General features: G+C 45.2%; 16 protein-coding genes, 1 tRNA gene and 1 pseudogene. 9 read left to right on the forward strand and 9 right to left on the reverse strand.

The features are described from left to right. Window positions 1–72 precede the first annotated feature (72 nt). The 3 genes from F4V45_RS03230 to F4V45_RS03240 all read left to right on the forward strand — a co-directional run bounded on the left by F4V45_RS03230 (window position 73) and on the right by F4V45_RS03240 (window position 2,638). Window positions 73–1,527 (forward strand): OmpP1/FadL family transporter, encoded by a 1,455-nt coding sequence (locus F4V45_RS03230; protein WP_150337035.1) that lies wholly within the window; start codon window positions 73–75, stop codon window positions 1,525–1,527. 256 nt (window positions 1,528–1,783) lie between these two features. Continuing rightward, on the forward strand, window positions 1,784–2,029 hold the full coding sequence (locus F4V45_RS03235) for a NifU family protein (protein ID WP_115010902.1): 246 nt from the start codon (window positions 1,784–1,786) through the stop codon (window positions 2,027–2,029). Window positions 2,030–2,038: 9 nt separating this feature from the next. After that, the gene (locus tag F4V45_RS03240; protein ID WP_150337036.1) at window positions 2,039–2,638 is read left to right on the forward strand and encodes a histidine kinase; all 600 of its coding nucleotides are present in this window, start codon (window positions 2,039–2,041) and stop codon (window positions 2,636–2,638) included. Between the two features lie 82 nt (window positions 2,639–2,720). Here the strand turns inward: F4V45_RS03240 and F4V45_RS03245 are convergent, their stop codons facing one another. From F4V45_RS03245 to F4V45_RS03255, 3 genes are all read right to left on the reverse strand, one after another. Continuing rightward, window positions 2,721–3,695 (reverse strand): iron-sulfur cluster assembly scaffold protein, encoded by a 975-nt coding sequence (locus F4V45_RS03245; RefSeq protein ID WP_150337037.1) that lies wholly within the window; start codon window positions 3,693–3,695, stop codon window positions 2,721–2,723. An 11-nt stretch (window positions 3,696–3,706) separates the two neighbouring features. Continuing rightward, a complete protein-coding gene (locus tag F4V45_RS03250) occupies window positions 3,707–4,963 on the reverse strand; it encodes an ammonium transporter (RefSeq protein WP_150337038.1) in 1,257 nt (418 codons plus the stop codon). A 524-nt stretch (window positions 4,964–5,487) separates the two neighbouring features. Further along, the gene (locus tag F4V45_RS03255; protein WP_150337039.1) at window positions 5,488–6,651 is read right to left on the reverse strand and encodes a NifS family cysteine desulfurase; all 1,164 of its coding nucleotides are present in this window, start codon (window positions 6,649–6,651) and stop codon (window positions 5,488–5,490) included. 143 nt (window positions 6,652–6,794) lie between these two features. On the opposite strand from F4V45_RS03255, the gene F4V45_RS09355 reads away from it, so the two are divergent. After that, window positions 6,795–6,950, forward strand: a complete 156-nt coding sequence (locus F4V45_RS09355) for a hypothetical protein (protein WP_170235141.1) — start codon at window positions 6,795–6,797, stop codon at window positions 6,948–6,950. A gap of 9 nt (window positions 6,951–6,959) precedes the next feature. Continuing rightward, window positions 6,960–8,027 (forward strand): radical SAM/SPASM domain-containing protein, encoded by a 1,068-nt coding sequence (locus tag F4V45_RS03260; RefSeq protein ID WP_150337040.1) that lies wholly within the window; start codon window positions 6,960–6,962, stop codon window positions 8,025–8,027. Window positions 8,028–8,103: 76 nt separating this feature from the next. Here the strand turns inward: F4V45_RS03260 and F4V45_RS03265 are convergent, their stop codons facing one another. The 4 genes from F4V45_RS03265 to F4V45_RS03280 all read right to left on the reverse strand — a co-directional run bounded on the left by F4V45_RS03265 (window position 8,104) and on the right by F4V45_RS03280 (window position 11,080). Next, entirely contained in the window at window positions 8,104–8,520 is a 417-nt protein-coding gene (locus F4V45_RS03265; protein ID WP_170235142.1) for a hypothetical protein, read from the reverse strand. 157 nt (window positions 8,521–8,677) lie between these two features. Then, complete coding sequence (locus tag F4V45_RS03270) at window positions 8,678–8,983, reverse strand: hypothetical protein (protein ID WP_150337042.1); 306 nt, start codon at window positions 8,981–8,983, stop codon at window positions 8,678–8,680. Beyond that, complete coding sequence (locus F4V45_RS03275; RefSeq protein ID WP_150337043.1) at window positions 8,980–9,276, reverse strand: phage antirepressor KilAC domain-containing protein; 297 nt, start codon at window positions 9,274–9,276, stop codon at window positions 8,980–8,982. The genes F4V45_RS03270 and F4V45_RS03275 overlap by 4 nt, the downstream gene beginning before the upstream one ends. A gap of 46 nt (window positions 9,277–9,322) precedes the next feature. Continuing rightward, the gene (locus F4V45_RS03280; protein ID WP_150337044.1) at window positions 9,323–11,080 is read right to left on the reverse strand and encodes a DUF262 domain-containing protein; all 1,758 of its coding nucleotides are present in this window, start codon (window positions 11,078–11,080) and stop codon (window positions 9,323–9,325) included. Window positions 11,081–11,294: 214 nt separating this feature from the next. Here F4V45_RS03280 and F4V45_RS03285 point away from each other — a divergent pair, with 214 nt between their 5' ends. The 4 genes from F4V45_RS03285 (at window position 11,295) to F4V45_RS03300 (ending at window position 15,656) form a co-directional block, all read left to right on the forward strand. Next, a complete protein-coding gene (locus tag F4V45_RS03285; protein ID WP_150337045.1) occupies window positions 11,295–11,504 on the forward strand; it encodes a hypothetical protein in 210 nt (69 codons plus the stop codon). A 151-nt stretch (window positions 11,505–11,655) separates the two neighbouring features. Further along, window positions 11,656–12,774 (forward strand): FtsW/RodA/SpoVE family cell cycle protein, encoded by a 1,119-nt coding sequence (locus F4V45_RS03290; protein ID WP_150337046.1) that lies wholly within the window; start codon window positions 11,656–11,658, stop codon window positions 12,772–12,774. Window positions 12,775–12,780: 6 nt separating this feature from the next. Then, window positions 12,781–12,857: transfer RNA gene (locus F4V45_RS03295), tRNA-Ile, on the forward strand. A gap of 45 nt (window positions 12,858–12,902) precedes the next feature. Further along, window positions 12,903–15,656, forward strand: coding sequence for an RNA ligase (locus tag F4V45_RS03300; protein ID WP_150337047.1), 2,754 nt, complete (start codon window positions 12,903–12,905; stop codon window positions 15,654–15,656). A gap of 40 nt (window positions 15,657–15,696) precedes the next feature. Here F4V45_RS03300 and F4V45_RS03305 read toward each other — a convergent pair whose 3' ends face one another. Further along, window positions 15,697–17,340 carry a methyl-accepting chemotaxis protein gene (locus F4V45_RS03305; RefSeq protein WP_150337048.1) on the reverse strand — a complete coding sequence of 548 codons (1,644 nt, stop codon included), beginning with the start codon at window positions 17,338–17,340 and terminating at the stop codon, window positions 15,697–15,699. Window positions 17,341–17,438: 98 nt separating this feature from the next. After that, a pseudogene (locus F4V45_RS09360) lies at window positions 17,439–17,892 on the reverse strand (autotransporter outer membrane beta-barrel domain-containing protein); the annotation flags it as partial.

Consider the following 17,892-nt stretch of genomic DNA (forward strand, 5'->3'; position numbering starts at 1 on the left):
TTTTTTTTTTTTTTGTAGAATATGGATTCTTGCATATGCAAATACCCCAATATTTATTGAAAAGGATATACGATGATAATGGCTAAAAGGTGCGCACTTAGCGCAAAGTCATCAAGGCTTACCAAGCTTAGCGTGCTTGCTTCACTCTGTGCTTGCAGCCTAGCGCAAGCCTCTGGCTTTAAGCTTGCAGAGCAGAGCCTAAATGGCACCGCGCTAAACTCTGCATATATCGCTGGGGCTTATGGCGCAGACTCCAGCTACTATAATCCCGCGAATATGGGCTTTGATGAAGCAAATGAGCTAGAAGTCAATGGGACGATGATTTTTATCCCGGAGTTTGACTTTACTACGGCAGGTAGAGATAAAGGGGAAATTTCTACGGGAGGTGGAGCTACTCTTGGTCCAAATCGCCCAGCAGGACCCGCTGTCGTAAGTGGTAGGGCAAACACCACGCTAGCATTCGCGCCAAAGATATTTTTCAAAACCAAGCCTTGGCATATAGGAAGCTTTTTTAAGACAAACTTCGGGCTATCTCTTACCGCGCCTTCTGGCTTAAGTATGGACTGGGACGGAGAAGGGGGAGAGTTTTTAGACAAAGTTGGGATAATGATGATAGAGACAAACCCTGTGGTCTCAATCACGCTATGGGATCGGCTAGGGCTTGCTGCTGGAGCGCGTATCATCTATGGATCTGGGGATTTTGATAATGCGTTATATGTCCCATATCGTGCGGATAATGCTATGGGTATGGGCTTAAACATTAGCGGCACGACAAAGGTGCAGCAGCAATCCAAAACAAGTGCTTGGGGCTATGGCTACAATGTCGCAGCCACGCTCAAGCTCACGCACTCTACCACCCTTGCAGCCACCTATCGCTCTAAAGTGCATTTTGATATGAAAGGCAAGCTCTCTGCTACTTCACACATAGATGGCGGAATATTGGCTGGAAAAGGAACGGTCGATATGCAAGCAGACTTGCTACTTTCTACACATTTGCCCGATACCCTTAATGTCGCCCTAGCTCAAAGGCTAGGCAAGCTCCTAGCAGAATTTACCTATGAGCATACATTCTGGGGAAGTGCGGATATATTTGAGTTTGCTTATAGAAATCAAGAATTTAGCAATGCACAAGGCTTTACAAAAGGATTTGAAGATACCATTATCGCAATGGCATACCAAAATATGGCAGGAGCCGACTACAATGCCGTGGCTATGGGACGAGGCTGGAAAAATAGCAATGCCTTCCGCCTAGGCTTTACACACTTCTCCACACAGAATCTAACTCTAATGGGATCGCTCGCGCTAGATTTTACCCCCGTGCCTCAAGGCAGAGATAAATTTGGTATCCCTGATGCTAATGCCTATATGCTAGGGCTTGGTGCTAGGTATAATCTCTTTGACGGGAGAGCAGATGTGGGGCTTGCCTACTCGCTCGCACTCAAAGACAATAGAGAGAGCTTTATCCAAAGTAAAGACGGCTTAGGGCAGCTACATTTAGTAACCTTGGGCGCGAAGTATAGATTCTAGGAAGTATAGATTCTAGGCTTTGTGTCGCCTTGATTGCCGCCACTTTGCTCGGGCTTGCTCTCACAAAGGAGAAGCTAGAATCTAGCGTGCAAGTGGATTCTAGGAGCGATAATTTTGCTAACGCAAAAATATAGATTGCCACGCCACTGCTGGCGCAGTGTCTGGCAATGACAAAATTTAGATTCTAGCTTGGCTTGCATTGTTTAACAAACCCAGTTATAAACACATATCAATTTAGACCCCCACAAGGAGTGTAATGCTGCCCTTTAGCGATAGTGAGCTTTATGAGCCTGTGCAGCGATCATTAGAAAAGGTGCGCCCACATCTTTTGCGCGATTCTGGCGACATCGAGCTACAAGAGATTAAAGGCGGCAAGGTGTATGTGCGCTTGCTTGGAGCTTGTCAAGGCTGCTCGGCTTCGCATATCACGCTAAAGCGCGGTGTAGAGCAGCAGCTCAAGCGCGATATACACCCAGATATGGAAGTGGTAGAAGTTCGATAAAGGCAGAGTATGACCACAATCCCAGCATATCCCTCATACAATCCACGCAAAAAGCGGCTAATCACCAAGGGCTACAAAGCTCTAGCAGCAAGAGACTTCACCCTAGCAGCCCGCTGCTTTGGCTTGGCATTGCTGCTAGATTCTAGTGATAAAAGCGCGCGTATAGGCGTGCTAATCGCCGACATCGCTCAAGACTTCCCCAAAAAAGCCGAGATTTTCACCGAGCTTTACCAGATTCTCCTAGCTTCTGCCCCACGCGCACAGCAAGATACGATACAGACACAAATGCTTGACATCTTGCGCGAGTTTGACGCGAGCTTAAACCACATCTCCAAAGCCGTGGAGAAAGAAGACTCCCTAGAATCCGAGCAGCTAAATGGCATAGCATATAAGGACTTCACCAAGCTATGTAAGGCAAAGGGTTTTAAAGAGGTATTTGAAAATCTCATCTTTAGCACCAAAATCATCTTCACTGAGCGCGATGACTTCCACCAATTTCTCAAAGACCTTATCCGCTATGGATTCAAGCAAGTAGCACTCTCCTACATCGAAGAAATGCCCCAAGTAGCTTACAGCAAAGAGATACAAGAGATTTTAAAGCAGTGCTAGAGAGCCCAAGCCCCCCAAGGATATAATTTGGGCATAATCTAGGAATAATCTAAGCTAGAATCTAGCTAGGCTAGATTCTAGCTTAGATGGGTAGCACGCGGATATTTGGGTGTAAGTTTTCTTGCAAAATGGATTCTATGGCATAGAGTGTGCCAGTTGCCCCACTCGCACAGCCGCTACACGCCCCAAGATAGCGGATATACACATCGATAAATCCATCGCTTGTGTCTTTAATGTCTAAAATCTCCATATCGCCGCCATCCATCATAAGCATAGGGCGGATATGCTCATCAATGACCTTATCAATAGCACGCACCTTTTGGGCTATGGTCATTTCAGCAAATGCGATTTCGCTACCTTTATCAGCGACTTTTTTCACAGATTCTTTATCCATCTCCGCCCTTACTTGTGCGAGTATATCTACCAAATAATACTCCCTTGCCTCGTGTCCGCCGGGCTTAATGCAGCTTTTACAAAACGCCCCTGCTTTTGTGTAGTTGGTAATGTCTTCTACGCTTTTTAAATCATTTAGCTTGATGACTTCTTTAATGGTAGATAGGCTAACGCGTGCGCATTCACACACGATGATTTCACTCTCAAAGTCCGCTGCGTCCTTGCCTAGATAAATCCCAGCCGCCTTTTTAATCACATCATACGCCATAACAGAGCAGTGCATTTTCTGCCCAGGGACTGCTGGGGTGTCTGGGTCATCACGCAAGGCGTGCTCTACATCAAGGTTGGTGATTTTTACCGCATCTTGCACCTTTTTGCCAAGGCAGAGCTCTACCATCATATCACTACTTGCAATCGCCGTCCCACAGCCAAAGCTCTTAAATTTCGCATCAATGATTGTGTCATTGCTATCCACAAGCCAATACAGCCGCACCGCATCGCCACACGACTCTGCACCATAGTCTGCCACGATGAGCTTTGCTCCCTTTTCATCAGCGTCCTTTTGTGTCAAAACGCCTAAATGTGTGGGATTATCCATTCTCTCGCTTACTTTGTTTGAATATGCGTCCCATAACGCACCACCGATTAAGTCATTCTTTGCCATTTTCTTTCCTTTCAATTATGATTATACGCATTCTCGCCGTGTAGTCTAGAATCTAGCCCGTGTTTCTCTACTTCCTCATCTACACGCAAATCTGTAAAAAACGCTATAGCTTTGAAAATCACATAGCTTACCACAGCCGATAGAGCGATACAAATCCCGATTGCATAAAGCTGCTCAATAAGCAGCTCAAACTCCCCGCTTATAAACAAGCCCTCACCTAACGCCCCTTGTGCTACTACTGCTGGATTCACCGCACCATTTGCAAAAAGACCTGTGGCGATTCCGCCCCAAATCCCGCCAATGCCGTGCAAACTAAAGGCATCAAGCGAATCATCAAGCTTCAGCTTATCTTTGATAAAACTTAGCCCAAAGTAGCAGATACAAGCACCCAAAGCACCGACAAGCACACTTGAGCCAACACTCACAAAACCGCAACCGGGCGTTATACTCACAAGCCCAGCTACAAGCCCACTAAGTGAGCCTAGAATCGTGGGGCGTCTGTGTATGACCCACTCTAATAGCACCCACATAAAATAGCCACTTGCAGCAGAGATAATGCTAACAACAAAAGCATTCACAGCAATAGAATCTACTTTTCCAGCACTCCCAGAGTTAAACCCAAGCCAACCGATGAAAAGCAGTATCGCACCCAAAAACGCATACGGCACAGAATGCGCACCTTGCGTATAGGGGATATTCTCTTTTCTCGCACCTACAATCAGCACTCCCACAAGCCCAGCTACACCAGAGCTAATATGCACCACACCGCCACCAGCGAAGTCTAAGCCACCTCGTGCAAGTAAAAAGCCATTTTCACTCCAAATCATATGTGCCAAAACATCATACACAAAAGTGCTCCACAAAAGCAAAAACACCACAAGCACACCAAGCTTGATACGCCCCACAAGTGAGCCTGTGATAATTGCCGCAGCGATGAGAGCAAACATCATTTGAAAGATGACAAACAAAATATTTGGGATTCCATTTTCATTGACACTAGTAGTGTTTGCGACAAACAAATGCTCCAAGCTCCCCACAATCCCAAACCAGCTATCCGTCCCAAAACTCAAGCTATACCCCACAACAATCCATTGCAGAGAAATCACCCCAAAACCAATGAAGCAATTCATAATAGTATTAAGCGTGTTTTTGGACTTCACCATTCCAGCATAAAACATCGCAAGAGATGGTGTCATAAGTAGCACTAGAAGTGAGCAAAGCATAAGGAACAGCGTGTTGGTAGGACTCATTGTTTCAATAAAAGCCATTTAATACTCCTTAGAATCTACGCTTAACTAGCTACCTAAGTCATTACCCAAAGTATGACCGCCTATAAAGTCTTATCAACCACTCTACTCAAAAGCAAAGTAGAATCTAGCGCATTTCACACGCACTAAACATACTGCGGAAGTATCTTTGTGATACAATCGTAAGTTTCATTAAAAATCTGTGCCCCATAACGCACCACCGATTAAGTCATTCTTTGCCATTTTCTTTCCTTTAGTTGTTGTATAAAATTGCCGCTTAGATTCTAGTATCTAGCACATTAAAACACTCTGCGGCAGTATCTTTGAAAAAATTACAAAGGCGGAATAAGCCGCTCAATGCAAACCCTAGCAATTCTAAGACGAAAATCCCACATTCTAGCAGTTGCGGTATGGCTTTCTAAAGAAACTTCGTTTTGCGTGTTTTATGGGGATTTTAGGGTAGGAGTTACCTAAAGCGGTAATGACTATCCTAAAATCCCCATAATCGCGCAAATTGCATACCCAAATGTGAATGCCGCTAGAATCTAGCTCTCATAGCTACTAGAGATTGCCCTAAGCCTCTCCACCGCCTTTTTAAACACTTCAAAAGTGTAGTCCATCTCGGCTTGCGTGTTGTAGCGGCTTAGAGAGATTCTAATCGCCGTGTGAGCCAGCTCTTTATCCGCGCCTACTGCTACCATAATGGGATTTGCCTCTAAGTCCTCGCTCGCACACGCGCTACCTGTGGAAGCTGCAATGCCAGCTTTGTTTAAATCCCACAGCATTGCCTCTCCCTCAATGCCCTTCACGCTCACTAGGATCGTGTTTGGCACGCGGTGGGTAATATCGCCGATGACTTGCACATCATCTAGCCCAAGCAGTTTGGATTCTAGCGTATCGCGCAGGTTTTTGACATAGCTATTTTCATAGTCTAAATACTCCACCGCAAGCCGCATAGCCTCGCCCATACCCACGATATAAGGCACATTAAGCGTGCCCGATCGCCGCCCTCGCATATGCTCTCCGCCGTGTAGCAGTGGGGTTAGCCCCACACCTTTTCTAATGTAAAGCCCGCCCACGCCCTTTGGTCCGTGGAACTTATGCGCGCTAAAGCTTAGAAAATCCACATTCGCGCTTTGCACGCACACGGGGATTTTGCCAATCGCCTGCACCGCGTCCGTGTGAAACAGCACGCCTCTCTCCCTACAAATCTCGCCGATTTCTTCGATGGGGAAAATCGCGCCGGTTTCGTTGTTTGCCCACATTACGCTTACAAGCGCGGTTTCATCGCTGATGGCTTCCCGCACATCTTTGGCATAGATCGCGCCGTGTTTATTGACCTTTAGGCGCGTGATTTTCACGCCCAAGCTCTCTAAAAAGTCGCAAGTTGCCCCCACGGCTGGGTGCTCGACTTCTGTGGTGATAATGTGGCTTTTCTCTCCGCTTCTAATTTTGTCAAAATACACGCCTTTAAGCACCCAATTATTGCTCTCTGTGGCACAGCTTGTGATGATGATGTCATCTTCATCGCGCGCATTGATACCAGCGTAGAGCTTCTCAAGCGCATCAGCGATTGCCGGGTGCGTTTCTGTGCCATATTTATGCAGGCTATTTGGATTCCCATAATGCTCGCAGAAAAACGGCTCCATTGCTTCTTTTACTTTAGGATCGACCATTGTGGTCGCGTTGTTATCAAGGTAGATTCTCATCACTGCTCCAAATCCGCTTTGTAAAAGCGATAGATAAATTCCCGCTGATAGTTCTATGATTGATACTTGCTTGATGAAATGCTTAATCTTGCCAATATTGCTTGAGACGGGCGCGATTGTAGCACGGATTTTCTAATGTTTTTATGAAATATCACGCCAATAATAAGACTCCTTTGCATAATGCCAAAGCCCCACGACTTTACGCCTTAATGCTCCGCCGCTTTAAGCTCTTTACAAAAAAAACATACAATCGCAAACGCGCCCACAACCTAAACCACCTAGCGCGACACTATCAATAAAGGAAATCTATGAGCCTACACGCTTTTAAGCAAACCATTAAGCCCTATGTCCCTTTTAAAGCGCGGCACTACTATCGCACCAAGCTTGCTAAAAGCACTAAAGATACTGCCAAGCTAGATTCTAGGGCTAGCGATGCTCTAAATGCGCTTAATCGCTATATCGCACTCACCACGCCCACGACTGATAGAGCGCGCAAAAAGCAGCTTCTAGCCCAGAATCTAAAGCTGATAGAAATCGAGATTTCTAGCTTTTGCAATCGCACCTGCTGGTTTTGCCCAAACTCCATCATCGATAGAAAGTCTAAAAACATCGAGCTGCAAGAAGAGCTATTTCTCAAGTGTATCGATAATCTCGCAGAGATCAACTACGCTGGAATGCTTAATTTCCATAGATTCAACGAAACTCTAGCAAACAAAGAGCTTATCCTAAAACGCCTGCGCCAAGCTAGATCCAAGCTACCCAAGGCGACTCTAGGGATTTTTAGCAATGGAGACTATCTAAATAGAGAGTATTTAGACGCGCTAGCAGATGCTGGGGCTAGCTTTTTGCTAATGAGCTACTATGGCACAAAAAATGAGTCCTTTGATGTGGAGTCCTACATCAAGCCCGCTATGGCAAAAATGGGCAAGAAGCTAGGGCTATCATATATCACTTATATCGATACGCCGCAAGAATACGGGGTGAGCTTCGCGTATGAGAAAATGCAAGTGTTTTACCGCAGCTGGAATCCAGCCTTAAGCGGTAGCGATAGAGGCGGGGTGATTGAGCCAATCAAGCAGAGAAGCCAGAGCGTGCGCACAAAGGGCTGCTACTATCCGCTTATGGATATGTATATAGACTATAATGGCTTGGCTATGCCCTGCTGCAACTTGCGAAGCGATGTAGAGGCGCATAAGGGCTACATTCTAGGCGATATTGCCAAGCAAGATCTCTTTGATTTATTTATGAGCGACAAGCTTATCGCTATGCGCCAAGCACTCACACCCGATGGGCAAAAGCACGGGGCTTGCGCGAGCTGTCAATATGAGAAGCCTATGCGCAGCTTTATCACAAGCCGTGCTCTGCCTGTGGTGTAGGTGGCGCGAGACAAGCTAGCGCGCTTAGATTCTAGCTTTTGCGCACAAGCCCTAAAGCCTGCTTGCAAGCTAGAATCTAGCCATAATAATACGCGCCAAAGTGGAAGTTTCTGCAAGTGGTAAATTCTTTTGGCAAGTGAGAATACTTTTCTCTCACTACGCTATCATCGAAGTAAATTTCTTTAGCATTTTCTATGGTGATTTTCTGCTCTTTGAATGTGCGCTCGATTATATCGCCTTGTGAGTAGATAAAGCCCGCGTGGATATTGAGACTCCAATTATAGGGCTGTGCGACAATGCAAAAGTAGTGCAGAATCTCGCCATTGATTAAATGCGATGTAAGCTTGGGGGAGTTATCAAGTGCAAAAGTGTAGGGCGTGTTTGTCTTAAATGGCTGTGTGAAGTGCGTGGGTTTGATATTTATATACTTGCCATCAAAGCATTTAATGCAATGCTTAGTGGGGTTAAAGCCTTTGACACTTTTAATCCACATACAATATGCGCCTTGAAAATCCTCGTGCTGTCCTTGTATTGTTAGTGTGAGTTTCTTTGCGTGCATTTCTTTGTTTCTTTTCATCAATGTTAATTTCTTGGTAAGTCATTTTGTCTCCTTTATTTCTGGTGCATATAAAAGCCTACATACAAATTCTCTAAGGGGTCTCAATTTTTTGCAATTTTTGCTTCCAATCAATATTTTTAAAGATAGGATAGACCGCTCTCATAGAGCCACTAACTAAATCATAGTTTGCTGGTGCTTCGCATACAACACCCAAATTATCTCGAGTATCACTAATATTGCCAGGTATTGAAACAACTCTAACAACATCGTTCCCATCTACAAATTGCATAACTTTCATATCGCCATCATAAATCTCATCTATATTTCCTATGATGTGAGTTTCTTTTGCGCCTGCCGTGCCAACAAATAAAAGCACACATAACAACAACTTCTTCATTTTCCTGCTCCTTGTATTAGATTTAATATAAACTCTCTACCGATTTGTGTTATTTTCCTATGATATATTACACGACCATTATCTAGCACCTCCTGTTTAATAAGTTCAAAGCCACGATTAGAATACTTGCTATACATTACCCAAGTGCCATTAGACTTGTATTGTATCTTTAGCTCGCACAGCTTATTATTCAACTCTACTGCTGATTTGAGATTCAACTCTTTGGCTATCTCGGTCATTGTGTAAGTTTTGTTTGTATGAGTGAGCAAATCTATCGTCATACCCCATTCCATATCCTTGCGCTTTCACATATAGCTATATGCGAAGCTTAGGCAAACTCTAATCTATAAAGTCTTTGAAAAATTCTTTGAGAAACGCGATGGCTTCTTCATTGCGCTTTATAATCACTTCTTTGTCAAATTTCTCCACTTGGCTGCCAAACTGCGCAGTATAGGGGATATGAGATCTTCCATACGCGGCTTGCTTTTGCTCTGGGGATTTATCGCCTGCTTCACTATTGAGACTCTTTTCTAGGGAGAGTAGATTCCCATACGAGTGCTTAAGCCCTTCAAATTCCCCCCTATCGCTAAAGCCATAGCCCCTCCACTCTTCCTTATCGCCCCAGCTCTGCGGGCATATATGCTCGATACCTAGCGCATTGCCTAGGTCAAAATTCCCTTGAGAAGTTGTAACAAGCTTTAGTAGATCTCCTATCGTCAAATTAGGGCAAGTTTGCTTGAGAAACACATAGTGGTAGCCAGCTTTGCTATCGGTATTAAACGCACTTTGCACGAAATCTTTAATCTTGTTTTGGAAGTTTCTGTCTGCTTTTATGCAGATCTTTTGTATCTCTTGCAGCAGGTCTGTTTTAGTTAGATACATCAATCCATTTTCTAGTATCACCGCATTGATGTTATATACCGACTCAGTGCGGAAAAGCTTGGATAGCACGAAGTCTGCCCTAGTGATGAGCTCTACTAGCTCTTCTGTCTTTGCGTTTGTCGGCTGCATATAGAGACGCACAAGCGTGGGGTAAAGGCGCGGGTTTAGATTCTCCAAATACAGGCACTCAAAAAGCACCTTGCTTGTATCGATTTTGTCTAAAATCTCTACAAATGTCTTAAAAAAGTCGCGCAAATCCATCACATAATGATCGATAAACTCCCCTAAACCCAGCGGATCTTCTTTGCAGTGTGCTAGATAGTCTTTAATGATTTTATATGTCATCTCTGTGGTAACTCTAGGACCCATCGCCGATTTTTTGAGCGGCAAAGTAGGGTAGCTGCCTAGGTGGTGGCGCAGCATTTCAGCTTCTTTGAAATCTGTCCCCCCTACTACTGAGCTATGCTTATGGCTCTCTATACGCGCAGAATACTCAAAAATCTCGCCAAAGAGATCATTGATCTTATCATCAAGCCTTGCATCACAATAGCGATTGGAGTAGTAGATTAGCAGCGATTTAAGCTTGTCAAATGTCTTTAGCGGCACGCCGCGATCATTGACACTTTGAAATGTCCTTATCGCCTGCCCAGCGTTACTCTCTTTAAACACGATTAGCTGCATCGCTAGCAAAGTATCGATATAGAGATTGATCTCATCTTGCGGTAAATTTACACTACTTAAAATCTTTTTAAACACTTCACAGAGATTTTTCTGCCCTTTTGTGTGGGCTTGTTTTTGCAGCTCTGCTGGGATATGCGAGCTACCAGCATAGCCTAAAAGCTTGGTGAAAAAGTCTTGGTTTTTCTCAATGACTTGGAATCTAGGCTTGCCTCCTTTGATGAGATATTGCGGCTTTAGCTCATCTTTCTCTGCCGATCTCTCAATAAGCGCAGTAAGCAGCATAAATATCGTAGTCATTCGCTGCTGCCCATCGATTAGATCGTAAGCATTATACCCGTGCGGGGCGATGACAATCGTGCCTAAGAAATGCCCGCTTTCATCGCTTAGTCCTTTTTCTTTAACAACCTTTACATTTTCCTTCAAATCTTCCCAGAGATCATCAAACTGCTCGCTCCCCCACGCATAGTCGCGCTGATAGTTTGGGATATAAAACACCCCCATTTGTAATGCTTTTCCTAGATTTTCGCTTGTCATTGTTGCTCCTTTACATTAAGATTGCCTAGCAGTATTTCAAGTTTTTCACTTTGCTACTTTCTACCTGATCTTGTGTCATTACGCGCCTTTGTGATTGCTAGCTTGCTAATGATACGACATAGTTTCTTAAATAATTTATAAAAACGACTTATTGTCATAGTTAGCTTTAAAGAGAGTTTGCCTTTAAATGCCAAAAATTTAAAGGCAAAGCATTATGAAATACACCCAAAGAGACAAAGCCAGAATCCTGCGCATAACCACCCGCACACTCCAGCGGTGGAAGACGACCAAGCCAGAGCTTTACGCACTCATTGAAGCAGGCTTCAAAATGCGCGAGAATCTAGCAAGCCAAGAGCTCTACCACCAAGAGATTTTAGAGCTTATCAAGTCTGTCGATCCAAACTCCACCCACTCACTCAAGTAGCCCTATAAGCACCCTACACCCAAACGCTTTAGCCCCTAGATTCTAGCCTAGCTTGCGCACTTAAGCCCCCTTGTGCTACAATCGCCCCCATAGTAGCCCACTTATATCAAGCAGCGAGCTAGAATCCACTAGCTAGAATCTAGGACTTAAGATGATCGATCGGCGCGTGCTAATCCACTTTGACATACTGCTCCCTATTCTTGTAGTCCCTATCGTGCTGCTCTCATACCTGCTCATAGGCGAAGCAAGCCCCAGCCAGAATCTCCGCCAGAGCATTTATATCCTTATCGGGCTTTGTGCGTTTGTGGTGGCGTTCTTTATCCCTGTGCGGCAGCTTAATAAATCAGTGGTGATTTTCTACTGGATTTGTATCGTGCTGCTAATCCTTGTGTATTTCATCGGCACTAAGCAGCTAGGCGCGCAGAGATGGATCACCATAGGGGCGTTTTCTATCCAGCCAAGCGAGCCTGTGAAAGTCGCTATCATCTTGCTTCTAGGGCTTCATATCCACAACAACCCTCCACCGCCGGAGGGCTATGGGCTAAAGCAGTTTGCTATCCTTAGCGGCTATACCCTGCTCCCCTTTGTGCTAATCCTAAAACAGCCCGATCTAGGCACCGCGCTTGTGGTGCTCTTTGTAGGGTTTGGGACGCTATTTTTAATCGGGGTTAATTACAAAATCTGGACAGGGATTATTGTCGCTATCATTGTGGCTTCGCCGCTCATTTATGGCTCACTCAAAGACTATCAAAAAAAGCGTATCCACGACTTCATCGCGGAAAAGCCCAGCTACCATGTCCAGCAGAGTATCATCACCATAGGCTCGGGCGGCTTGCTAGGGAAGAAAAAGGAAGACTCCACGCAAACCCAGCTAAAATTCCTCCCCATTGCCACAAGTGATTTTGTGTTTGCGTATTTTTCGGAGCGGTATGGGCTTTTAGGCGCACTTGGGCTGCTTGGGCTCTATATCTTTCTCACTTTGCATATCTTATCCTTTTCACTCACTGATGCTAAAGACTATCGCCTACGGGTGATGGCTTGCTCTGTGGCATTGCTGCTGTTTTTCTATGTGGCGGTAAATATCGGTATGACTATCGGGCTTGCCCCTGTGGTGGGGATACCTCTGCCACTCTTTAGCTATGGTGGAAGCAGCTTCATCACCTTTATGATATTTTTTGGACTGCTAGAAAACCTGCTTGCCTTTAGGTTTAATTTCAGTTATAATGCCAATCCTTTCAAGGCGATTTTGCGCTCCCCCAAATACCGATAACACCGCGGATCTTTAGCTCAGCTGGTCAGAGCACTCGGCTCATAACCGATTGGTCGTAGGTTCAAGTCCTACAAGATCCACCACCTTTATCCCTAGCAGATATGTAATTTATAACTCAAGGATTCTCTATGCGCACACTTCTGCTTATGCGTGGGCTTCCAGCAAGCGGGAAAAGCTCGTGGATACACACACATAATCTGCAAGCCTACACCCTAAGCCCAGATATTTTGCGCCTTATGGTAAGCGCGCCGATTTTACTGCCTAAGCCAAACACGCTCCACGCTAGTGGCGCACAAAAAGTAGATTCTATCTATGCGATCAATCAAGCCAACGACAAGCGCGTATGGAAGCTGCTCTTTGAGCTCTTAGAGCTAAGAATGGCTAGAGGGGACTTCACTATCATTGATGCCACGCATACAAGCTTGCAAGCCCTGCGCGCGTATGAGAGCCTAGCACAGAGCTATCGCTACCGCATTTTTGTGCTAGATTTTAGCGATGTAAGCCTAGAGATAGTAAAAAAGCGCAATAGCCTAAGAAGCCAAAGCGATGCCTACAAAGCCGTGCCAGAATCTATCCTAGAATCTATGGCAAAAAAACTAAAGGACTCTCTAGCCCAAGCCCTTCCCTCGCGCTACACACTGCTAAAGCCAGATTCCGCGCTTGAGCACTTACGCTTAAAGCCTATCGATTTAAACGCCTACACAAGTATCCACCACATAGGCGATATACACGGCTGCATTGAAAGCGTGGTGGAATACTTACTCTACACTTTCTCCCTAGAAGCGCGCACGCCGCCTTATCACACAAAGGAGCAGGCACTAAACGCCCTGCGCCAAAGCAACTTCGCCAAAGAAATCTGCCTACAACTCTTCCACCCTACTTCCTACTATATATTCTTGGGTGATTATATCGATAGAGGCGTGGGGAGCGGGGAAGTCGTGGCTCTGCTGCTAGCGATTATGGAAGAGCGCAATATCTGCCTGCTTGAGGGCAATCACGAGCGGTGGCTACAAAAATGGGGGAGAGATGAGCTAGGGGAAAATGAGTTTAGCACCTTTAGCGTGAAAGATTTAGAGCAAGCAGGACTTAGCCCCAAAGATACACACCGACTCTATGCACGATTGCGCCAATGTGCTTACTATACCTTTGACAATAAGCAGGTGCTATGCACACACGGGGGCTTACCCACCCTGCCAGATAATCTCACACTTATTAGCACACGGCAGCTCATCTATGGCAGCGGGGACTATGAAGATATGCAAGAGTGTGCAAAGAGCTTTTATACAAGCACAGATTCTAGCACTTACCAGATCTTTGGACATCGCAATAGAGAGAAGCACGGCGTGCGCGTGTGTGAGCGTAGCTTCGCACTAGAAGGGGGCGTGGAGTTTGGCGGGTGCTTGCGCGCGTGTATCTTGCATAAAACGCGCTTAGGATTCCACCTCAAGCCGCACAATCCCCAAGCCCACAAGCTACAAGGTATCTTTAGCCAGAATCTACTAGGACTTATGCAAAGAGACTTTTGTGAAATTTACTTGCAAAATAGCAAAGACCCTGCCCTAGTGCGCCGATTAAATGCTAGACATAATGCTAGGAAAATCCACAGCCTTGTAGAAAAGCTGCGCAAAAGCTCCTTGATTAGAGAAAAGAGCTTTGGCACTATCTCAAGCTTCAACTTTACAAAAGAAGTCTTTTATAGCAAGAAGTGGGATACGCTCACTTGCAAGGCGCGCGGGCTCTTTATCGATACGCACTCTTATAGCATTGTCGCAAGGAGTTATGATAAGTTTTTCAACCTTTATGAGAGAGAAGAGAGCTCACTAGAATCCTTAGAGCGCACTCTCTCCTACCCTGTGCAAGTCTATGTCAAGGAAAATGGCTTCCTAGGCATAATGAGTGCTAATCCTTATTGTGGCAAAACCCTAGAATCCACTTTTGCAAACAGGGATTCAGCTTTGGGTAATCATAGCAGTGATTTTGTGGATTTTAGAGCAACCGCAGACCACAAGTCTTGCTCTGCCCTAAAATCCACAAAAAGCACCACTAGCACTACCGCAATTCCTAGAATCCTAGAGAATACAGGACAAACTAATAACCTAGATTCTAGCGCAGCCCCAATAAAAGAGTGCCAAACAGATCGCACCAAAGACTTACGCCAACTCTATGCTAACAAACTCTTCATCACTTCAAAATCCGATGCCCTAAGCCCCTATGCTGCAACTATGCGCGAGCTTATCGCCCAGCATTTAGCCCGCCACGCAAGCACACTCCAAAGCACGCAAGAAGCTACACAATCCATAGAAGCCCTAGAATCTAGCCTTGCCACTTACCTACAAGAGCAGAATCTAAGCCTAGTGTTTGAAGTGATCGACCCTAAGAGCGACCCTCACATCATCGCCTACAGCACCCCGCAAGTAATCTTGCTTGATGCCATCTACAATACCCCAAATCTCACTAAACTCACCTATGATGAGCTATGCGCGCTTGGGGCGAAATTTGGCTTTAGCGTGAAAGAAAAGGTAGGCGATATAGCGTGCTGGGAGGAGTTTGTAGAGTTTTTGCAAAAGCACGGGGTATATACTAGCGGTGAGCCGCCAAGGGCTAATCTCTTAGGCAGTGGGAGAAGAGAAGATGGCTTTATCGAAGGCTTTGTGCTAGAAGATAGCGCAGGCTTTATGCTAAAAGTCAAGCTCCCATATTATCAGGGCTGGAAGTATCTGCGCGCCCTTGTAGAATCTAGCCTTGCACAAAAGCCCAAAAAGCACAAGCTAAGTGGGCTTGCCAAGGACTTTAAAGAGTGGCTAGACTCTACCCCTAATGCGCAAGAGCACTCACTCATTAGCCTAAGGGCGCAGTTTTTAGACTTTTATCAATCTTTATAGCCCTAGCCACTGCTGAAGGCTATGCGCCCTAGGGCAAGGCTTAGAGTCTAAAGAATCCTATATTTTCTTTTAGCGTTGTGGAGATTTTGGAGAGCTCAGCGATTGCGGTGTGGCTTTTTTCCATAAGGACATTAGTGTCATTAGATATTTGCACCATCTCTTGCATTCTTTGCTCTACGCTTACTATGCTTTCTTCTTGCTCATTACTTTGTGTGCTGACACTTTGGGCTTTTGCTAGAGAGTCTGTGGCTTGCGCTTCGATCTCATCAAGCAGCGTTGAAGTCTGCTCGGCTAGCTCGATACTTTTTTGCGCGCGTGGGACAGCTTGGCTCATAGAGTTTGATACACGCTTGATCTCATCTTGTATATGCTTGATGATTGTAGCAATTTGCGCGGTGGATTCTTGTGTGCGCTCTGCTAGCTTGCGCACTTCATCTGCCACCACGGCAAAGCCCCGCCCGTGCTCGCCAGCTCTAGCTGCTTCAATGGCGGCATTTAAAGCGAGTAGGTTTGTTTGATCAGCGATTTCAGCGATTAGGTTTGTGCTAGAGCTGATCTCATTAGACTGCTTCTCTAGCTCAAGGATCTGCCCTGCTGAAGTATTGACCATTTGCGTTACTTCATCAATGGTGGCTTGCGTATCTGCCATTGCTTCCTTGCCCTTTTTGGCAGATTCTAGTGTCTTGGCGGAGTTTTCTTCTGTCTGCTTGGCTATCTCTGTGATCTGTGTGATCCCTTGCGCGATTTTGGCAATCTGCGTGGCACTTGACTTTGCCGTGTCGCTTTGAGTCATTGAAGCTTTTTGCGAGTTGGCATTGGCTTCTTCGACTGCCTTGGTATTTGTGAAGATTTCTTGCGCACTTGTTAGGATCTCGCTTACAATGCTCTTAAGCTTTGCTTGCATATTGGCAATGTCTTTTAGCATAGAGTTTTCTGGCGCGGTAATGGACTCTTGCAGATTACCACTAGCGATGAGCCGCACGATCCCAGAAGCGACATTTGGCTCACCGCCTAAGATTTTAGACAAATAGCGTATGATGAAAAACGCTATCCCCACACCAAGCACGATTGATAGCACGACACTTATGATAAAGACTATTTTAAACACCGCCACCACATCGGCTACAAGGGGGGTTATGGCTTGGTTCTTGCTCTCTTCTAGGTTGATAAACTCATTGATCACCCCAAGCCAGCTTACAAACATTGGGCGCACTTCTTGCAGCCTAGCAAAGGCTGCTTGATCTTGGCTAGATTTTCTTAGGCTAATAATCTCATCAATAAGCGGCAGTGCCTTTGTGTTAATGGCATCAATGCGCGATAGAATCTCCTTTTCTTGAGCATCTAGCCCGTTGCTTGCTTCAAACATCTTCGCCATTCGATCTCTTGCTTGCGCGTAGTTAGATTCTAGGGTTTTGATCTCTTTGACGATAGATTCTAGGGAGTCTTTACTCTGTGGTGTGTGGAGCACGACATCGCGGATAGCGATAGAGCGGTCATGCACACTTCCACGGAAGTCGATCGCCACGCGCTGCTTGACGGAATTTATATTGTTGATTTGCTTAAGATTATCATCGATAAAGCCAATGCGCATAATGGCATACACACAAAGTCCCAAAATAATCACACCAAAAATAGCATATCCTATGCCTAAGATCGCATAGACACTCACACGATTTTTACTCATTTTCTTACCTTTTTTCTAAGATTTGGAAGTATTATACTTATTCTTTAATAATATTTTTTATTATTTACAAGATTTTTGCTGCATTCTGCCCCACCCCCCTAAAACACATACCTTACCCCTAGGTTTGCTGTAAGGTTAATATCCTTATAGCTTAGCCCTATCTTTGTCCCTAGAGCAAAGTTGATAAATGTCTGCTTGCCTAGTAGCACTTCTCCACCTGCTGTGCCAAGCAAATGGGTATTAAGCCCATCATTACTACGATAGCTTAGAGAATTATTCCCCACAAACCGCACCTGCTCTCTATTGCCATTAGAGATGTAGAGATCTTTTTGTGCTCCAATGTTGATAAACCAATAACTAGCTTGAGAGAAATACTGCCTTGTCTCTAGTGCAAGCATTAAAGCTAGTAAGTGTCTTTGTGTATCGGGGCTTTGTATGGCGATATTGCTAGAATCTGGTGTGATATTTGACTCTGGATTGGCGTTGATAAATTTATCACCACCATTTATCTCACCAACATTGATAGCATAGTAGCTAAGTCCTCCCATAGGC

Source organism: Helicobacter canis, assembly GCF_008693005.1.
GTDB classification, from domain to species: Bacteria; Campylobacterota; Campylobacteria; order Campylobacterales; family Helicobacteraceae; genus Helicobacter_B; species Helicobacter_B canis.

Bases quoted from the DNA above. Each gene is read 5' to 3' on its own strand.
- F4V45_RS03235 (WP_115010902.1), top strand. From the start codon at position 1,784: ATGCTGCCCTTTAGCGATAGTGAGCTTTATGAGCCTGTGCAGCGATCA.
- F4V45_RS03280 (WP_150337044.1), bottom strand. From the start codon at position 11,080: ATGACAAGCGAAAATCTAGGAAAAGCATTACAAATGGGGGTGTTTTAT.
- F4V45_RS03290 (WP_150337046.1), top strand. From the start codon at position 11,656: ATGATCGATCGGCGCGTGCTAATCCACTTTGACATACTGCTCCCTATT.
- F4V45_RS03260 (WP_150337040.1), top strand. From the start codon at position 6,960: ATGAGCCTACACGCTTTTAAGCAAACCATTAAGCCCTATGTCCCTTTT.
- F4V45_RS03300 (WP_150337047.1), top strand. From the start codon at position 12,903: ATGCGCACACTTCTGCTTATGCGTGGGCTTCCAGCAAGCGGGAAAAGC.
- F4V45_RS03285 (WP_150337045.1), top strand. From the start codon at position 11,295: ATGAAATACACCCAAAGAGACAAAGCCAGAATCCTGCGCATAACCACC.
- F4V45_RS03305 (WP_150337048.1), bottom strand. From the start codon at position 17,340: ATGAGTAAAAATCGTGTGAGTGTCTATGCGATCTTAGGCATAGGATAT.
- F4V45_RS03270 (WP_150337042.1), bottom strand. From the start codon at position 8,983: ATGAAGAAGTTGTTGTTATGTGTGCTTTTATTTGTTGGCACGGCAGGC.
- F4V45_RS03245 (WP_150337037.1), bottom strand. From the start codon at position 3,695: ATGGCAAAGAATGACTTAATCGGTGGTGCGTTATGGGACGCATATTCA.
- F4V45_RS03265 (WP_170235142.1), bottom strand. From the start codon at position 8,520: ATGTGGATTAAAAGTGTCAAAGGCTTTAACCCCACTAAGCATTGCATT.
- F4V45_RS03250 (WP_150337038.1), bottom strand. From the start codon at position 4,963: ATGGCTTTTATTGAAACAATGAGTCCTACCAACACGCTGTTCCTTATG.
- F4V45_RS03275 (WP_150337043.1), bottom strand. From the start codon at position 9,276: ATGGAATGGGGTATGACGATAGATTTGCTCACTCATACAAACAAAACT.
- F4V45_RS03255 (WP_150337039.1), bottom strand. From the start codon at position 6,651: ATGAGAATCTACCTTGATAACAACGCGACCACAATGGTCGATCCTAAA.
- F4V45_RS03240 (WP_150337036.1), top strand. From the start codon at position 2,039: ATGACCACAATCCCAGCATATCCCTCATACAATCCACGCAAAAAGCGG.
- F4V45_RS09355 (WP_170235141.1), top strand. From the start codon at position 6,795: ATGAAATATCACGCCAATAATAAGACTCCTTTGCATAATGCCAAAGCC.
- F4V45_RS03230 (WP_150337035.1), top strand. From the start codon at position 73: ATGATAATGGCTAAAAGGTGCGCACTTAGCGCAAAGTCATCAAGGCTT.